This is a genomic window from Vibrio sp. 1F279 (assembly GCF_041439815.1).
Taxonomy (GTDB): domain Bacteria; phylum Pseudomonadota; class Gammaproteobacteria; order Enterobacterales; family Vibrionaceae; genus Vibrio; species Vibrio tasmaniensis_A.
Map to the genome: position 1 here is coordinate 1 of NZ_JBGOOU010000014.1, position 17,512 is coordinate 17,512.

20 protein-coding genes are annotated in these 17,512 nt (G+C 43.0%); 10 read left to right on the forward strand and 10 right to left on the reverse strand.

Annotated features, from left to right (window positions below):
• Together ACED60_RS11900 and ACED60_RS11905 are read left to right on the forward strand one after the other, a co-directional pair.
• Positions 1-251: Lrp/AsnC ligand binding domain-containing protein (locus tag ACED60_RS11900; RefSeq protein ID WP_371727616.1), on the forward strand; the 251-nt coding region annotated here is incomplete at its 5' end.
• A gap of 285 nt (positions 252-536) precedes the next feature.
• The gene (locus ACED60_RS11905; RefSeq protein ID WP_012604167.1) at positions 537-1,544 is read left to right on the forward strand and encodes a tetratricopeptide repeat protein; all 1,008 of its coding nucleotides are present in this window, start codon (positions 537-539) and stop codon (positions 1,542-1,544) included.
• 237 nt (positions 1,545-1,781) lie between these two features.
• On the opposite strand, the gene ACED60_RS11910 is transcribed toward ACED60_RS11905, so the two are convergent.
• The 4 genes from ACED60_RS11910 to ACED60_RS11925 all read right to left on the reverse strand — a co-directional run bounded on the left by ACED60_RS11910 (position 1,782) and on the right by ACED60_RS11925 (position 5,377).
• On the reverse strand, positions 1,782-3,305 hold the full coding sequence (locus ACED60_RS11910; protein ID WP_371727618.1) for a hypothetical protein: 1,524 nt from the start codon (positions 3,303-3,305) through the stop codon (positions 1,782-1,784).
• Complete coding sequence (locus tag ACED60_RS11915) at positions 3,298-3,897, reverse strand: chromosome partitioning protein ParA (protein ID WP_371727619.1); 600 nt, start codon at positions 3,895-3,897, stop codon at positions 3,298-3,300. Before ACED60_RS11915 ends, ACED60_RS11910 begins: the two co-directional genes overlap by 8 nt.
• Positions 3,898-4,088: 191 nt before the next feature.
• Entirely contained in the window at positions 4,089-4,688 is a 600-nt protein-coding gene (locus tag ACED60_RS11920; RefSeq protein ID WP_371727620.1) for a chromosome partitioning protein ParA, read from the reverse strand.
• Positions 4,689-5,038: 350 nt separating this feature from the next.
• On the reverse strand, positions 5,039-5,377 hold the full coding sequence (locus ACED60_RS11925; protein ID WP_009846986.1) for a hypothetical protein: 339 nt from the start codon (positions 5,375-5,377) through the stop codon (positions 5,039-5,041).
• Between the two features lie 169 nt (positions 5,378-5,546).
• Between ACED60_RS11925 and folK the strand changes: the two genes are divergently transcribed.
• From folK to folM, 4 genes are all read left to right on the forward strand, one after another.
• Complete coding sequence (folK, locus tag ACED60_RS11930) at positions 5,547-6,044, forward strand: 2-amino-4-hydroxy-6-hydroxymethyldihydropteridine diphosphokinase (protein WP_371727621.1); 498 nt, start codon at positions 5,547-5,549, stop codon at positions 6,042-6,044.
• A 142-nt stretch (positions 6,045-6,186) separates the two neighbouring features.
• Positions 6,187-6,564 carry a dihydroneopterin triphosphate 2'-epimerase gene (gene folX / locus ACED60_RS11935; protein WP_017096429.1) on the forward strand — a complete coding sequence of 126 codons (378 nt, stop codon included), beginning with the start codon at positions 6,187-6,189 and terminating at the stop codon, positions 6,562-6,564.
• A gap of 10 nt (positions 6,565-6,574) precedes the next feature.
• Positions 6,575-7,213 carry a GTP cyclohydrolase I FolE gene (folE, locus tag ACED60_RS11940; protein ID WP_017099742.1) on the forward strand — a complete coding sequence of 213 codons (639 nt, stop codon included), beginning with the start codon at positions 6,575-6,577 and terminating at the stop codon, positions 7,211-7,213.
• Positions 7,210-7,926, forward strand: a complete 717-nt coding sequence (folM, locus tag ACED60_RS11945) for a dihydromonapterin reductase (RefSeq protein WP_231900036.1) — start codon at positions 7,210-7,212, stop codon at positions 7,924-7,926. The genes folE and folM overlap by 4 nt, the downstream gene beginning before the upstream one ends.
• A gap of 88 nt (positions 7,927-8,014) precedes the next feature.
• Here the strand turns inward: folM and ACED60_RS11950 are convergent, their stop codons facing one another.
• The 3 genes from ACED60_RS11950 to ACED60_RS11960 form a co-directional block, all read right to left on the reverse strand.
• Positions 8,015-8,383, reverse strand: coding sequence for a hypothetical protein (locus tag ACED60_RS11950; protein WP_371727623.1), 369 nt, complete (start codon positions 8,381-8,383; stop codon positions 8,015-8,017).
• Positions 8,384-8,398: 15 nt separating this feature from the next.
• Entirely contained in the window at positions 8,399-9,271 is an 873-nt protein-coding gene (locus ACED60_RS11955; RefSeq protein ID WP_009846992.1) for a patatin-like phospholipase family protein, read from the reverse strand.
• Between the two features lie 334 nt (positions 9,272-9,605).
• Complete coding sequence (locus ACED60_RS11960; protein ID WP_371727624.1) at positions 9,606-10,160, reverse strand: hypothetical protein; 555 nt, start codon at positions 10,158-10,160, stop codon at positions 9,606-9,608.
• 413 nt (positions 10,161-10,573) lie between these two features.
• On the opposite strand from ACED60_RS11960, the gene ACED60_RS11965 reads away from it, so the two are divergent.
• The 3 genes from ACED60_RS11965 to ACED60_RS11975 all read left to right on the forward strand — a co-directional run bounded on the left by ACED60_RS11965 (position 10,574) and on the right by ACED60_RS11975 (position 14,390).
• On the forward strand, positions 10,574-12,082 hold the full coding sequence (locus ACED60_RS11965; protein ID WP_017087374.1) for a DUF3360 domain-containing protein: 1,509 nt from the start codon (positions 10,574-10,576) through the stop codon (positions 12,080-12,082).
• Positions 12,083-12,540: 458 nt separating this feature from the next.
• On the forward strand, positions 12,541-13,743 hold the full coding sequence (locus tag ACED60_RS11970; protein WP_371727625.1) for a YbfB/YjiJ family MFS transporter: 1,203 nt from the start codon (positions 12,541-12,543) through the stop codon (positions 13,741-13,743).
• A gap of 14 nt (positions 13,744-13,757) precedes the next feature.
• Positions 13,758-14,390 carry a glutathione S-transferase family protein gene (locus ACED60_RS11975; protein WP_371727626.1) on the forward strand — a complete coding sequence of 211 codons (633 nt, stop codon included), beginning with the start codon at positions 13,758-13,760 and terminating at the stop codon, positions 14,388-14,390.
• A gap of 116 nt (positions 14,391-14,506) precedes the next feature.
• Here ACED60_RS11975 and ACED60_RS11980 read toward each other — a convergent pair whose 3' ends face one another.
• Together ACED60_RS11980 and ACED60_RS11985 are read right to left on the reverse strand one after the other, a co-directional pair.
• Positions 14,507-15,433, reverse strand: coding sequence for a hypothetical protein (locus ACED60_RS11980; protein ID WP_371727627.1), 927 nt, complete (start codon positions 15,431-15,433; stop codon positions 14,507-14,509).
• Positions 15,434-15,758: 325 nt separating this feature from the next.
• Entirely contained in the window at positions 15,759-15,965 is a 207-nt protein-coding gene (locus ACED60_RS11985; protein ID WP_371727629.1) for a hypothetical protein, read from the reverse strand.
• Positions 15,966-16,122: 157 nt separating this feature from the next.
• On the opposite strand from ACED60_RS11985, the gene ACED60_RS11990 reads away from it, so the two are divergent.
• Positions 16,123-16,377 carry an AAA family ATPase gene (locus tag ACED60_RS11990; protein WP_371727630.1) on the forward strand — a complete coding sequence of 85 codons (255 nt, stop codon included), beginning with the start codon at positions 16,123-16,125 and terminating at the stop codon, positions 16,375-16,377.
• 268 nt (positions 16,378-16,645) lie between these two features.
• On the opposite strand, the gene ACED60_RS11995 is transcribed toward ACED60_RS11990, so the two are convergent.
• The gene (locus ACED60_RS11995; RefSeq protein WP_371727631.1) at positions 16,646-17,311 is read right to left on the reverse strand and encodes a S24 family peptidase; all 666 of its coding nucleotides are present in this window, start codon (positions 17,309-17,311) and stop codon (positions 16,646-16,648) included.
• Positions 17,312-17,512 lie beyond the last annotated feature (201 nt).

Consider the following 17,512-nt stretch of genomic DNA (forward strand, 5'->3'; position numbering starts at 1 on the left):
TGAAACTTGAAAAGCCGACAGAAGAGAACATGCGAGACTTTGAACAGCACATCGAAGTGATTGATGAAGTGTTAGAGTGCTTTCTAATGACGGGCAATCACGACTACCTATTGCATGTAGTCAGCGAGTCGCTAAAAAGCTACGAGCAGTTTATCCGCAAGCAATTAACCCGCCTGCCCAATATTGCTTCGATTGAATCCAGCTTCGCCTTCGGTCAGGTAAAAACAAAGACCAAGCTGCCAGTCAGGTAATGAGTGTCACGATAACTTGGGTTTAAAGACCTCTAGATCATTATCGGCACATATAGAGCTCTGTCCATTGCTACTGACTCAGTGCCACCTAATTTCCGCGCCTAAGCCATTGAGTTAATCGCTTGGGTCAACGTTTATTAACCAGTCTTGGTTGCTTCCAGTATATTGAGATGCCCTAGGTCTCATTGTCGTGAATTCGGTTTTCGATATCCCGAAATTTCCTTTATTTTCAAAGCTGTTTTGTTATATTCATGTGAAACATTACTAATATAAGAAATGGCTTAAATGATAAAACAAAGTTGTACTTTTTTAACGTCACTGTCGCTGCTGCTATCCGCTAGCACTTTTGCATACGATCTTGAGATAGAAGCTTTTGAAGGCGAAGAACTCGCACTTTTAAAGAACGCAGAAACGTCTAGCGATAACGAATTGCTAATGCAGGCTGCTAACCTTTTAATTGAAGATTCAATGTATGAAGAGAACTTACAACGCGGATATGAGTACATGAATCAAGTAGCGGAATCTGGTGAGGTAAAAGCGATGATTACCTTGGCAGATAATTATTACTACGAAGAGCAATACGAAAAAGCACTGGCTTGGTACCACAAAGCTGAAACCAGCAAAGACCCTTATGTGCTCTACTCATTAGGCGTAATGTATTTTGATGGTGAAGGTACACCTATCGACCTAAAGAAAGGCAACGATTATTACCTAGCTTCTGCAAAAGCGGGGTATTCTGACGCTATGTATCAACTCGCATTTTCATACGATGAAGGTCAAGGCGTCACTCAAGACTTCTCCAAATCTGCGTATTGGTTTGAGCAATCGGCTAACTTAGGCGATGCAAGTGCTATGTACAATTTGGGTATTTCTTACCTAAATGGACAAGGCGTTGAAAAGAGTTGCTCTAAAGCGATGCAATTATTTAGCAAAGCCATTGAAGAAGATGAACATACACTTTCTTATGTGAAGATGGGTGATATTTACTCTTCTACGCGATACAAAAAACCGTGTGGTTTCAAAACTACAGACGCAAAAAAAGCATTAGAGTATTACACTCACGCCGCAATGCAGGGCAACGATTATGGTCAATATTCCGTTGGTTACGCCTACCGTAATGGTCACGGTACATGGAGCGATTTTGTTAAAGCGCTAGCATGGTTTGAAGTCGCGCAGGAATACGGAAACTCGGATGCAGAGAAAGAGATAATCGACGTGAAACAGTACATGTCGAAAGAAAACATTGCCGCAGCTGCGCAGCTTAAAGACTCTTTAATCGAAGATATCTGGTAAGGATAGTAACGACTCTAATTGTCATGGACTAGAACACTTCTATCCAATTACCCGTTAGAGATCGGTTTATTGTAACAGCCTCAAAACTAAGGCCTCACACACACGAGGCCTTAGTTTTATCTATCGAAAGGTTGTCCCCCGACTCCACCAACTTAGCCGCTTTCATCAACTTTTCATTAAACTGCTTTGGTTGCTCTAGCATATGGACATAGCCTGAACCTTCAACGTAGCTAGTAATCAATGGCCTTGACAGAGATTAGTAGGATGAAAACTTTGAAAAGGTACAGCATAACGTGCCGACACATCATAGCGTCCAGACAAATGCTGAGTGACTAAATACTGACGTTGCTCCTCATTATAAAAGTGTTGTGTTGCTTCTAGTTCAATAGCATCTCCATCCCCAGCACAAATGAAATAGTCGTCGTCCATATCTCGAAATGCTATTGGGGTTTCATCTACCAATCCATATCTATCGGTCATCTTTCTTGACCTCCAAATATCTTTAAATGTACCTAGCTCAAAGCGTTTTAAATTTCGCCATTGTACGAACATATAAGTGTCTTGCGAGGGAATCGATGGAATGTCATTCATTGCCTCGTTCGGGCTTTTACAAGTATCAAACAAAACCACAGCATTGTTCTCAACTCTAAATGGCAATCTATCTTCATCTTGTACATAAGAATCCACCGTCTTCTTAGGCCAAGACTCATTTTTCAGGCTGAGATAAAAAGAAGGAAACCTTAGGTAAGACCCAAAATCATCAGTTTTATTAGCGTCAACAATTTCATAAACAGGATTATCATGAAGTGAGTCATAGCTCGCACTATAATCGAACTCAATTTTAAACAAAAAATCTTCCATCTCGGGTTTAGTAAGAGACGTGAAAGCTTTATCGACCGACGCTTTGATTTTCTCAATGGATTTGGGGTGAGTGAGGTAAATAGGAATGAGTCCGTGTCCAGTAATGTCTAATTTACTCGGTGCTATCGTGGTGTTGGGAGGCGGAACACTGCCTATCCCTGTAAAGTTAAGCAAATTAATCACAAGGTCTGAGGCCGATAAAATATAATCACTGTCTGGGCTAAGGGTTGGAGAAGCGGGAGCGATGTGAACGACGCGAATGTTATCGGCACTGTAACCGTATTGAGATGTAACATGCTTGTACGATTCGTTTACCCACAAGTTCCCTTGTGAATGCGCGATGTAAATGAGCTTTTTTCCTTTCCACGTAAGAGAGTCATTTAAAAGATGATGCTGCATTCTAGTTTGGCTGGTTTCGGGGGCATCAACAAGTGAGGCTAGTTCTTTTAAAAATGTCGTGATGGTTGCATTGATGGTTTGGTTTGTGAAGTCGAGAACGAATCCAGCAAACCAGGTAAATGTGGCGCTGATTTTTTTGATGATAGCGCTGTTTTGCCTACCGCTTACGATGTCCCAAAAGGCCTCCCACCGGTCGAATTGTTTCTGCTCTAACTCGGAAGTTCTTTGGTCAAAGGTTTCAGCAAAATCAGCCAGTACGTTAAGGCCACTTCCTTCAATATAAGAATCGTTATAGAAAAGCTGGTATTCGACAGACTCACTTTTGTATTGGCTGATACCTAAAGTGGCTTTGATCTTCTTTTGTCCCCTTTTAGCTTGTTCTTTGGTTGTTGCTACCCCATTAAAAAAGGCGATAGTGTAACCTTCTATTTTGCATGAGTTAGCGATTGCATTGAATGGCAGTAAAACCACTAATATGAGTAATATTGTTTGCCTATTCACAATATTTTGCCTCAGCAGGAAGGAGTGTACTTACAGATCCATCTTGTAAATGATTATAAGCTAAGTACGCCATAGTACGAGCTTTGGTGTTGTAGGTGAGAGATGTGATTGTGTTGGAGGTGTTTATGCCGTCATCAATATCAATTCCTACAAACTCTTCACAGGCGAGGACTTCGTCGTACTTGTATGAAATTTCGAGGGCTTTTTTGATGTTAGCATGGGTCTTCTGTGAAAAATCGTGATAGAGGTTTTCTTGTGTGTAACGGGCATTTTGTTTTAAGGCTTTTCGGACTGGCTCGGTCACTTCTAGCGCATCAATAAACGCCTCAATGTCATCGCGGATACCATCATTGTTTGCATCCGTACCAGTAAGAGAGTCACTGCGGTCAAGCATGGGTTCAAAACGCTCATAAAGCAGCCTAAGTTGATCATCAATTGTCTCTTGTGCCTTTAATTCCGCAACTAGCTCAGGTGTTTTCTCTATGTTTGATATGACAATCGGTTGTTCCACTCCATTTTCAATTGCCTTATTAGATCCTTTACATCCTACAATTAACATCACCGATAAAGTGCAAACTAACAAATTTTTCATTTTTGTTTCCCTAGTATTTCAAATAGACACCAGAGAATACGGACAAATTAACTCACTGAATAATAAAGAGTTTGCATAGGGGCATAACAAACAAAAATAGGAAATTAGATGTTGTTACCCTCCGCCTTTTCTGTGTTTCAAAAGAGGGTTAAAATATCAATTAAGGGGGAGATTTGAACGGGGTGACTAGCTTATTCACAATATTTTGCCTCAGCAGGAAGGAGTGTACTTACAGATCCATCTTGTAAATGATTATAAGCTAAGTACGCCATAGTACGAGCTTTGGTGTTATAGGTTAGAGCTGTAATTGTGTTGGAGGTGTTTATCCTGTCATCCACATCAATACCAACAAATTCCTTACAAGCAATGACTTTGCCGTATTTATCTGAAATATATAGAGCTTTTTTGATATTAGCGTCGGTCTTTTGTGAAAAATCGTGATAGAGGTTTTCTTGTGTGTAATGGGCATTTTGCTTTAAGGCTTTTCGGACTGGCTCGGTCACTTCTAACGCATCAATAAACGCCTCAATGTCATCGCGGATACCATCATTGTTTTCATCAGTACCAGTGAGAGAGTCGCTGCGGTCAAGCATGGATTCAAAACGCTCATATAGAAGCCTAAGTTGATCATCAATGGTCGGCTGTGCCTTTAATTCTGCAATTAGTTCCGGTGTTTTCTCTATGTGAGAGATGACACTCGGTTGTTCCACTACAGTTACGTTTGGCTCATTCGATTCTTTGCACCCCGCAATTAACATCACGGCTAATGCGCAGACTAACCCATTTTTCATTTCTGTATCCCCTAGTATTTCAAATAGTTACCAGAGAATACGGACAAATTAACTCACTGAATAATAAAGAGTTTGCATAGGGGCATAACAAACAAAAATAGGAAATTAGATGTTGTTACCCTCAATCTTTTCTGTGTTTCAAAAGAGGGGAAAAATATCAATTAAGGGGGATATTTGAACGGGGGTTGGCAGTATATTATCACGAGCTTCTGGCCAAGTTATTTCGCTCGCTAAACAACACAGAAAAAAGGCCTCGCACACGCGAGGCCTTAGTTTTATCTACAGAGCAGCTTATTCGCAACCCATTATTCAATTAACCAATCAACCGCTCCAAACCCACTGAATCACTCTCAGTCCATTCGGGTAATGAAGGTTTGTTCGTCATCGACAAAAGCCACATAGTCGCCGTGATAGATAAACACTCGACCTCGCCCTTCAACGATACACGCAAGCTGTGGGTTCAAATCTTCGTCAAGATTTTCACTTTGATACGTGCCGGTATCGGTGATCACACCGCGGAGTTTAGGTAAAAATCCATAGCTGCGCTTGGCTTGATCAATCAGGCTCAATTCACTGGCGGTCGAGAAGTAAGATGGGATTGGGCCTGCATCTTCGATAAACATAGTTTTCAGTTCTTCAAAAGCTGTAATCACCAGCCAGTCGATGCCGTTAACGTGATGGATAAACATTGTCTATAAATACCTAGATTCTCGATAATTCTGATGCGGGGATTCTATCACTATCAGACGCGATTTGCGGCAGAACCGTATTTTCTTTTGTCCTCCAACCTCTAAGAGGATACATAGCTGATCTTCCTCGCGAGTTGGACGTATAGGCTCCTTAAAAGGAAGGAAAACTATGGCCAACGTCTATGTCAGCATCGGAAGCAACATTAACCGCGAACACCACGTCACAGAATCTCTCAAAGCATTGAATGACCGCTTTGCACCGCTGCACATTTCTAATTTCTACGATTGCGAGCCTGTCGGTTTCGAGGGGGACAACTTCCTAAACCTTGTCGTTGGGTTTGAATGTGATCTCCCTGTCGCAGAGCTGGTTAAGGTTCTGCATCAAATCGAAGCAGAGAATGATCGCAAGCGTCAGACCAAAGCCTATGCTTCACGCACGATGGACATCGACATCCTTCTTTATGGTAATCAAGTGGGCGTTATTGATAGCGTAGAGCTGCCTAGAGGCGAAATCACCGAGTACGCATTTGTACTCAGGCCGTTAGTCGATGTTGCCGCGCAAGAACGCCACCCCACTCTAGACATCTCATTTCAGCAGCTCTGGGAAAACTTCGATCAGTTAAGTCAGAAAACCGAACCCATCCCGTTCGAGCTCAGTTTCACTTAGCCCGTACATGACTGAAAAAAGAACTGCTGCAATAGGAACAACGGCTAAAGGAGCGACTGAACTCTTAATCACCAGAGCTTTACTGATCTTTTCTTAAAACAAGCACGTAACTGATTTCACTTTCTAAGGATTGGACACTGTTATGAATCACAACGCCATTATCACTATTACGAACCTCAGACTAAGAACCTTCATCGGCTTCAACGAAGAAGAAAAGTCTAAGCAGCAAGACATCGTCATTAATGCAGAAATCCACTACCCCGCTAACAACCTTTGCCTCTCAGATGATGTGGAGAACGCACTCAACTACAAAAATATCTGCAAGAAGATCATTCAACACGTCGAATCCGGAAGGTTTCTGCTTTTGGAAAAATTGACCAGCGACGTACTCGGCATCTGTATCGATCATCCATGGGTGAAATACGCTCAAGTGAGAATCGACAAGCCTCATGCACTACGTTTTGCTGACTCTGTTTCGCTCACCCTGAGCTATGAAGCAGACAACGACAATAATTCATAAGGAGTGCGTCATGCTAAACACAGAAGCCGAAAAAGTAAGAGAAGCTTTGCTCGCAAGAGGACTAGAAACTCCAATGACACCGAGCGAAATGAATCCCAACCAGAAGTACAACCGCATCAAAGGACTGCTGACGGAAGTGGTCAGTACGCTTGGGCTGGATTTAACCGATGACAGCCTTGCTGAAACACCTCATCGCATTGCAAAGATGTACGTCCATGAGATATTTTCAGGGCTCGATTACGATAACTTCCCGAAAATCAGTGTTATAGAAAACAAAATGTCGGTTGATGAAATGGTCAAGGTATCGGATATCGATTTAACGTCGACGTGCGAACACCACTTCATTACCATCGATGGTTTAGCGGAAGTGGCTTATATACCTGAAAACAAGATTCTTGGGCTGTCTAAAATAAACCGTATCGTTCGATTCTTTGCTCAGCGTCCTCAGGTACAAGAACGCCTTACACAACAAATCTTGGTTGCGATACAGACTCTAGTCGAAACAGAAAACGTGGCAGTGACGATTAAAGCGACGCACTATTGCGTTAAATCCAGAGGCGTCATGGATGCAAACTCTGAAACCTCAACAACCGCTCTCGGTGGTATTTTCAAAACTAACCCTCAAACCAGAGCTGAGTTTTTACGATGAGTGAAACGATATTAATAACCGGTGTGGGAAAGCGACTCGGCTTCGCACTGGCGCAGCAACTTTTAGCGGATGGATTCAAAGTGGTTGGCACTTATCGCAACGACTATCCTCAATTGCAACTGTTGCGCGACAGTGGAGCCGACTTGCAGCATGTAGACTTTTATCAGCAAAGTAGTCTAGAGAGTTTTCTTCACTATGTTGGTCAAGAATATAAGACACTCCGAGCCGTCATACATAACGCTTCAGACTGGAAACCTGAGAACAAGACAAACCCCAGTGACAATGCATCCCAAATCATGCACCAGATGATGACGATTCACGCTACCGTGCCTTATCTGTTCAACTTAACACTCAAAGACCAATTGATGTCTGGCGATAAAACCTCAGACATCATCCACATCAGTGACTACGTTGCAGAAAAAGGCAGTAAAAAACACATCGCTTACGCGGCCAGTAAAGCGGCGCTCAATAACCTGACTTTGTCGTTTTCTGCGATGCTGGCTCCCAAGGTGAAAGTAAATACCCTCTCTCCAGCCATGATTAAGTTTAATGAGCATGACGATGAGGCATACAAAACCAAAGCGCTGAAGAAAGCTCTGATTCCCACAGAAGCGGGCTTTGAGGAAATAATCGATGGCATCAAGTTTGTGTTGGCCAGTCACTACATGACAGGAAGAACCTTACACCTAGATGGCGGCAGACATTTGAAGTAATGCGCTTACATTGTCTGCTACCTAAAACGGCTGCTATATAGCGAATGCGGTTAACTAGGAACCGCTATAAGCTAGAAATTCTTATAACCTAGAAGCTGCTATAAGAATGAGGAAGACGAGTTTCTTCGTCCCAGCCTAACAATTCAATATTGATTAGTGATTTACGCTTCTCATTACACAGTGAAGCGATGTTGATGATAGGGAGCTGGCTACGAAACTGCGCGGTAAGTATGACCTTTTTATTTTCACTCAGGCTGCTTCGGCATTGCGCCAAAACCGCTTCAGTATCTAGCTGGTGTGCGCTCTCGATAATCTGGATATCGGCGTTCTCTTGATAACACTCTATCAACCAAGATACGGCAGTTGCTTCTGAGCTAGTGAGCACGATGACATCTTTTGTTGCCATAAGCTCTTGAAGTTCAAGCTCTTTTAGTTCAGTTTCCATAAATACTCTCATTCAGCAGCAAATACATTAAAGTCGATTGCCCAATTTAGCCTGTGCCAAATGGTAGCCTCTATCTATCATCTCTTGTGAACGATCAAACTCTAAGGTGCCACAGGCATTACGTGGGATCTCAAGCGTAATATCGGCGGGATAAGCGGCCAGTTTTTGACGAGCAATGGTCGATTGCATCGCATCAAACGCTTGGTTGGCAATGTCGTAGGCTGCAAAATTGAAGCTCATTTTGCTTTTTACACTGCTACCGAGATTATCGATAAAATGAACAACCTTCTCATGCAGGTTACTCTCTTTTGTTGGTAGGGAAACCGGTATCACTTCCTGTTGAACAATTTCAGGTTCGCCGCCTAAGTTCACAGCAAGAGTAAAGTCTGTCTTATCACCAAAGGTAGGCGCAATCGGTACGGGATTGAGTACCCCGCCATCAATCAGAGCTTCGCCATTAATCACATGAGGAGTGAAGAACAATGGCAAAGAGATAGAAGCGCGAATGGCATCAAACAGAGAGCCTGATTGCAGCCAAACCTCTTTTTCATCGGCGACGTTGGCAGCAACTGCGGTATAAGGGATAGGCAGATCTTCAATTGAAATCTCGCCGATCAGCCCACGCAGCGTTTCGATGATCTTGTCCCCTTTGAAGATACCACTCGATTGCCATGAAAAATCCAACATCATCGCCATATCCGATTGGTCGATACTGGTGACCCACTCTTCAAATTCATCCAACTTACCCGCCGCATAGACACCACCGATAAGTGCGCCAATTGAACAACCAGAGATGGATTTTATCTGATAGCCATGCTCAATTAACCAACGGATGATTCCAACGTGAACCAAGCCTCTTGCGCCACCACTGCCAAGTACCAACGAGATCGTTTTTTCCATCGTACTCATCCTTTAATTCATTAGCTCTTCAAAGCTTTGGGCAAAAATTATATCACTTCGTGTCAGTGTAAGCTGTGTAATGCTTTGAAAACTGCACCACCTGCGTGCCTAAATGTGTCGCGGATTGAGATCGGGCAGCTTAAGTTGATTGCTGAAACTCATAGACTTTAGACTACCGCACTAAACTAAAAGTGAGTCATTCCAGCAAGCCTAAGCGCGACTAGGAATCTGGTTTCCGTTAGCGCTTGATACAAAAAAGTCGCCCACTTGAAAGGGAGCGACCTCTTATTATTCATTGTGTTTTTGAGCTCATTCTGTAAGTGAGAACAAAGAATTACAACACGCGTAAGCACTCTTCTGGCGACAAGCTCAAGAGCGTATTGGCGAAGTTAATCTTCTCATCACGCCATCTCAATGCTGCCTCTCGACCTTCTTGTGCGTGTCTGTCGGCCTCAAAATAGCTTTTTCTTGGAAGCCCGTCTGCTGGCGTCATCACCATAGACTGTTCATTCAAGCGAAGCGTAAACAAGAACTGACCACGTTGTCCGGTTTGCGCTGCAGGGTGATGCAATGTGGTATCACAGCAATAGCGCCTATCACGCAGTGCGCGGCATGTGTACTCAAAAGCATCTTGAGCACCACGTCCAGGGAACGCGGTATAAACACTGATGCCACCACGTTGCAAAGACTGCTCACCCGCCGCGAGTTGCACCGCATGTTGGATCATCCTAAAGCCCAGAACCACGCCACCAATGCTGTTCAATCCACTGTATTGAATTGCGCCTTCTAAGCTCAGATGAAGTTTGTCTTCCCCTTCATAGAGAAAGAGATCAGGCGATGTCCAATCGCTCTTTGGAATAAGCAGTTGAGTAATATCCGAGTGTTCCATGTTGGTCTCCGCAACAATGAGTGTGTTTGAGCCCACAAGGTAACGTAATGAGAATTATTATCAATAGTTTTTAACCAAAAACGTTACCCCAGAAAGCACTCGTCGATGGACGTTATCTGATGCTTTAACGCCAAGCATTTCTTGTTAGATATTCATTTATTACCAATAAAGCTCATCGCCTACAAATAAACAGACACATACTATCTACAGGGTCTAATACTAGTCGTCCGACTCTACGACTAATGTCTAACCGACTGAGTCTATTTGTTTTTTTTGGTTTGGTATAAGGTACTAACAACTAAATGTTAATGAATTTTTAATGATAAGTTGACGCATTGTTTTTCACTTCATGCCGTGAGTCAACAACGTTTGTTGGAATAACACACCTCAGAGTGTGAACGAAAGGAATCAAAATGAGCACTACTTTAGAGTCCGCACATATACAAACAGAGAAGCCTCAAGCCAATGAGGATGAACTCACCTATGAACAACAACATAAACCAAGATCGGAATTTGATTCCCGAGAACAGTATCTAGAACACGAATTGCAAATCATGTCGCCTAAGCGCTGGCGTCCAAATTTGCCGTTTAAAGATTATCGATTTGAGATAGAAGACACCATCCCAGCGATGGCGGCGACCATTGGTAAAGTGGTTATGGTGGGCGCTATTGCAGCCACCTTTGCTGGGGCTCTCGGATTAAATGAAGACTTCATTCTAGAAAACGTTCGTTATGAACTCCTCATCGCCTCTGTTTTCATTATTATTTTCTCTGGCTTCCTGTTGCCGACCGCGAACCTCGCAGGTACACACGGCCCACTCATTCCTTTAATTCCGATTGTGGTTGCAGCAGGCGGACACCCTATGGCGTTTGGATTGCTGATTGGCGCTTTTGGCCTAATCTTAGCCATCAGTAAAGGTGGCAGTATGTTGGCCAACCTCACCAGTAAAGGCGTATGTGGCGGATTATTGCTCTACCTTGGCTTTGTTGGAACCGCTTCTCAAGTGAAAAAGCTGTTCGCTTGGGCTGAAGGAATTGGCATGAGCCACATCGCGTTTGTCGTCATCTTTTGCACCATTATCTTGTACGCGTTATTGGAACACTTCCGCAAACGTTGGTTAGCCGTACCTCTTAGTTGTTTACTGGGTGGTACGATTGCATTTGCCATGGGTGCCCCATTCGCTTTCCACACTGAGCCAGGCTTACCTAACATGAACCCTATGTATTGGTGGGGAGAAGATACAGGCTGGATGCTTGGCCTACCGACGATTGAACACTTCATGGTGGTATTGCCGTTTGCAATTCTAGCCGTGGCGATGTGGTCGCCAGATTTCTTAGGCCATCAAGTATTTCAAAAGATCAGCTACCCAGAGCGTACCGAAAAAGTACACATGAACATTGACGACACCATGACCACGGCTTCAATTCGCCAAACGTTCGGTTCTCTGCTCGGTGGTACTAACTTTACGTCTTCATGGGGTACTTATATTGTACCGGCGGCGATTGCTAAACGCCCTATTCCTGCCGGCGCATTGCTCACAGCTCTGTTCTGTATCATCGCCGCAGTTTGGGGTTACCCAATGGATTTAGCTATCTGGCAACCTGTATTGTGTGTAGCACTGATTGTTGGGGTATTTGTGCCATTGCTAGAAGCTGGAATGGAAATGACGCGTGAAGGGAAAACCACACAATCAGCAGCGATTGTTGTATTTTCTTCAGCGCTCGTTAACCCTGCATTTGGTTGGGCTCTCACCATGCTGTTGGATAACTTAGGCTTAGTCGGTTGTAAAGAACGTAGTAGTGAGCTTAGTAAAATGAGCCGTTGGGTGTTGCCTGGCATTATGTTTATTGTGCTAAGTGGTGTAATGGCGTTGGTTGGCCTTCTACCGGGGATTCCAGCGATTATCCCAAGCTTTCGTTAAGCTCGATTAATATTGAGTTTTAGCTGGAACACAAAAAGGCCTCGCACACGCGAGGTCTTAGTTTTATCTATCGAACGGTTACAGCTAATCTTTATCAGCGGCAACACCCTACTGCACTGACTTCAACGCTTTCATCAACGTTGCGTTGAACGGAGCTAACATCAAAGCCTCTCAAATAAACTTAAACGATCTCTTTAGATTAACGTTCGAGGGGGAGAGCATTCTTTGCCATTGAACATATGGCTATAGTTGTAACGATCGATGTTCAGTCACTCCCCCCCTCTCCCATTAGCTTTTACCTATACTAGCTAGAAATTAGAGATGTAAATGACCAATCTAACACTTACAAAAAATGTAAGTTGTCATCAAACCTTAAACATTAGAGCAAAAACTCAGCTTAGATAGTTCAAGTTTAAATGTTAACGTAATGTTACACATAAAAACCAACAGTACGAGATATGCAGCACGTAAAACTCTTAAACCGCAACACCTTCGCTGGGCTCGCAGCAACATTAGTTGGGAACGGTATTGGTCGCTTTGCCTACATAGCATTAATGCCTGTGCTCATTCAAAGTGGGTGGTTCTCAAGCGAAGATGCCTCCATACTCGGCGCTGCAACACTGATTGGCTATATATTCGGAGCTCCTGCATCGAGCTTTTTACAGAGATATTATTCAACAGGCACACTCATACGCGCCTCTTTGTTGTTAAGTAGCTTTAGCTATCTCGGTTGTGCCTTAAAATCTGCCCCCTTTGAATGGTTTTTAACACTTAGAACCATAGCGGGTGTATCAGGAGCCGTACTTATGGTACTCGCTCCACCCGTAATCACCAGCCTTCACCCGCAAGAAATGAAAGCAAGAATCAGTGGCGTCGTGTTTTCAGGCATTGGCATTGGCGCGATGATTTCAGGAACCATCATACCTTTGCTTATCTACCAAAGTGTTGAAAGTGCATGGTTAGGTATGGGAGCGATCGCTTTTCTCGCAACTGTCCTGACGTGGAACACATGGGCTCTTGAAGCTAAACCAAACCATTGCGATAAAAGCCCATCGACGTTTGATGCCTTATCTAAGAATAAGCGCATTAGTATTAGCTGCGTACTTTTAGCCTACACCTTTAGCGCCATTGGTTATTTACCTCATACTCTTTTTTGGGTCGACTATATTGTTCGAGAGCTAAAAATGAGTTTTGCGAGTGGCGGTTTTTATTGGGCTGTGTTTGGTATAGGAGCAGCGATTGGGCCAATAGTAACTGGTATATTAGGTGATAAGTTTGGACTTAAAAAAGCACTATTAGCGGCGTTTATTTGTAAAGCTGCCGGGGTTGCTCTTCCACTATTAAGCACCAGTGAAACAGCACTTTTTGCTTCATCTTTGTTGGTAGGTATGTTTACTCCTGGCACCGTAACACTGGTATCAACCTACACCTTAGAAATCGTCGGGACTCAGCTCCATACGAAATCTTGGGGAGCAATGACAATGGCTTTTGCTATATCGCAAGGAATAGTCGGCTTCGTTATGGCTCACTACGCCCCTCAACTCACCAGTTATAACCTCTTATTTATGATCAGTGCGAGTGCACTGATTTTGTCGATACTCTGCATTGCATTTACATCAACCAAACAGCAGACATTAAACACTGCTCAAATAAGTTCTTAGCAAAGGAATCGCTCATGAAACTGTATTTAAACGACACCTCTCCATTCTCCAGAGCAGTGCTGGCAACGGCCTATATGTGTGATGCTCCAATGGTTCTTGAATGGGTCGACCCGTGGCAAACACCCAGCACATTGGTCGCCATTAATCCATTTAGTACCATTCCAGTTCTAGAAACCAGTGATGGGGTTGCACTGACCGAGAGTTTAGCGATCTGTGAGTTCCTCATGCAAGCATACCCAACAGAAAAACTAACAGTGACCAAGGCTAGCGACACTCAACGTATATCGTTATTGGGAGTGAGTAAAACGTTGATGGAAGTGGCCTTTCGGTGCGCTGCACTGAGCCGCTTCGAAGCTGAGCAAAACGTGCTAACGATTAGGGGAAAGGAAGGTATTAAAAGAAGCGTTAAAGCACTTATCGAGCAGTTGAATAACAATGATGATTTGCTTGAACCTGACTTCTCAACATTGTACCTGCACGTCGCATTAGATTACGTCTTATTCAGGCATGCTAATTTGCTTTCAGCAGAAGAGCGCGACATCCTCACTACTGCCTTACATAATTCGCCTTTTAAAGACACATTGGCAAAACTTAGCCTAGAGTCGCTTTCAAAAAAGCTTAACTATTGCGAATACAAAAATTCTTAATCACTTTGAACAGTGTTGTGTTGAACGAGTCTAACAAGGCCTCGCACATGCGAGGCCTTGTTTTATCTAAGTTTCAACGAACGATCACCGAAGCAATTGGCGATGATAAAACCAAATCAATTAGAGAGCCATTCGTCCAGTACTGTAATGAATTTAGGATTGATTAGATAACCGATGGAAGCATGCGGATTGCTTTTTCTGTTGCGAATATTAAGGTTATAGACTGGGTGGATATCTTTCATTCCGCCGGGTATCAGATCCAGTTTGAGCATATCCTTAAAGTCATTTCTAATTTTGCTGTCATGAGAGATAAAATCATCTTCTGCCGATATGTTTATCCATTGCTGAATGTTTAAAGGGTACTTCTTCTCATCTTTCAAGCGGCTCCCCTTTAGCCTATCTTTTACGTTTTCATCGCCTAACGGTGACCCGAGCGTCAGCAATAAGTTGACCTTCTTGCCTGCTCCATAGTCGTGTCTATACTCTCCGTAATGAGACAGCTTCCACAACACGTCATAACTGATCATCGACCCAAGGCTATGCGATACAATCATCACGTCATCCTGATTATCGAGCGCTTCCTTCAGTTCAACCATGAGCCTATGCCTGACATCGCTACCAAAATAGGTATCTTCATTCCAATAGTGCGCCATGTCCGGCGCGACCTTGGTTATGAGTGTCTCAGCCACACCTAGCTTTCCAAATAGCGATGAAAAAGTATCTGCTAACGCCTCTTTTAGAAAACCAATTTTAGATACCTTGTTATACGTTGTTCTATTGAACTGGCTTGTCTTGTACTTTTTGAGTTCAGACAACGCTTGCTGTCGACTTGCTGGGTCTTCCGTTGGTTTCTCTAACAATGTGTTTGATAGTTCACCGTAATAGACAAACCGTTTATCGACATCCTTAAAGGCTTGTAACGAACTTGAGTCTCCACAATCTCGCTGCAAGCCATGTTCTATAGCCTCGTACCAGAGAGCTTGAAGGGGAGCTTTATCGGGCTTTTGAGCGCGACCATGAATGAATATGATTTTCTTAGCCATAGCAGGACGTCCTAAACGCATAGTTAAAGTGATTATTACTAGAAAGCACCTACTAGATTCGGTCAGCCCTACTAATCACAGTGGTGCTAGTTACGTATCTAGAGGTGGTTGGTAGAGCATTTATATAACTATGAGGCCGTCGTTTAAGGACCATAAAGGAGTGAACGATGCGATCATTACTCGCAAATTGGGACTGAAATTAGCTAGCAATACCTCCAACCAACAAAAAGGCCTCGCAAACGCGAGGCCTTAGTTTTATCTATCAACGATTACATCCATCATTTAACAACTACAGCGCCCTACTTCACTGACTTAACCGCTTTCATCAACGTTGTGTTGAACGGCTGTCTAAGCTCCAACCGTGAATGAAGATCAGTGCCTTCTCCCCGCTCTCACTTTTGCCATACGCAATTTGCTCACCATCGTGAGATATCGCAATACCGTACTTAACCTTTGAATCATGAGCCATGGCACTAATACTACTAAGCGTCATGAATACCAAGAGTGTGATGTTCAGAACTAAACGTTTCATAGTGTCTCTCTACTTACTTTGGAGGGAGAACAGGAAATGGCCCTTTCAATCAATAAAACACTGATTTTTTTGACTAACTAGAGATAGTGACCAAGCGCAATGTAACTTAACTCATATGTGCTACCATCCATTCATTTCTTGAATGTGAGTAAGTGTTATGTTTATCAGTGAGCTTTGTATAGAGAACTTTAGATGTTTTGGGCAAGGGCAAGATAAGTTGGTTATGCCGTTACAGCTAGGGCTTAATACTTTAGTTGGTGAAAATGATGCGGGGAAAACCGCAATTATTGATGCCATTCGTATGCTTTTAGGTACTAGGGATCAGGAGAGCCTGAGACCTAGTATCGATGACTTCCATTACGCTGAATCAAAAGACCAAGCTAAAAGTCTTTCAATTGCGGTTACTGTATAGAGACTAATGATATGAACAATAAGTAGGGACTAGGGATCAGGCTGACCTTCAAGGGATCAAGTGGGATAAAATTAGGCTTGAAGCTAGATACAGTGCGGGGTTTGAGATTTTAGGTCTTGAGCCCCGCTTGCGTTTTTGGCTGTTGAGCAATTTTAGCTGATTTGAGCAATCCTTTCTAATTTATGTGATTTAGACTATCAAAGTGAGCACTGGCTGTTTTTGTTTGTTCGCTGTTTAAATCGAGTTTAAACATTTAAAACGTGAGGCGTTAAAGTCTAACCTTTCTAATCCTCGTCATCAGGACACGCACCGCTTCACCAATGACCTCAATATCATTTAGGTCATCTCCTGAGAAAAACATTTCGTCGTACTCTTTGTTATCGCTTTTTATTTTAAGTGTCTGTTTTACATGGTTGTATTGAATTCTCTTTATGAATAAATCATCTTTCAGACGAATGACATAAACCCCTTCATGTAAAAAGCTATCTAAATTTATCCGTTGTATTAGCACCAGGTCATCTTCATAGAGCGTGGGCTCCATGGAGTCGCCCTTTACAGGAAGAATGAATAGCTCTCTACGGTTCGTTACGCCATAGAGCGATAGAAGCTCTTTCTGGATTGCTACGTATTCATTAGCTTGGTCTTGTTCGTATGGGATGCAGCCATGCCCCGCAGACACAGTGACGTCGTAGACAGGAATCTTAATAGTATCACCAAGATAGGCAACGGAAGGCTCTCGTACCTCGTTGTTTTCCAAGGAGTCTATTACTGATTGAGGAAGGCTGCTTCTGTGGTATTCAAACGCTACGCCCTTTATTTTTGTTCGTTGACGTTTCTTCCACCCTTCTTTTGATGCCTTCCTAGTGACATTGCTTGCGGTGTTTGGCATTCCCTCAAGTTGTGAAATCTCTTCAGACGTAAACCATTCCTTCATGATTTTAAAAGCTCCTATTTGGAATCATTTTGATTTCAAAAAATATAAACAGATACCACCCTTTATAATCAATCACTTAGGTGGGGCTTGGCGATATTTATTGAAATCAACTTGAATTCACTATTGATTTCAAAAAGAATTCAAACCATTCTCTTCCTAACTCGTGAGCTACTTCATGGAGTAGCTCAAATTAATAGGAAG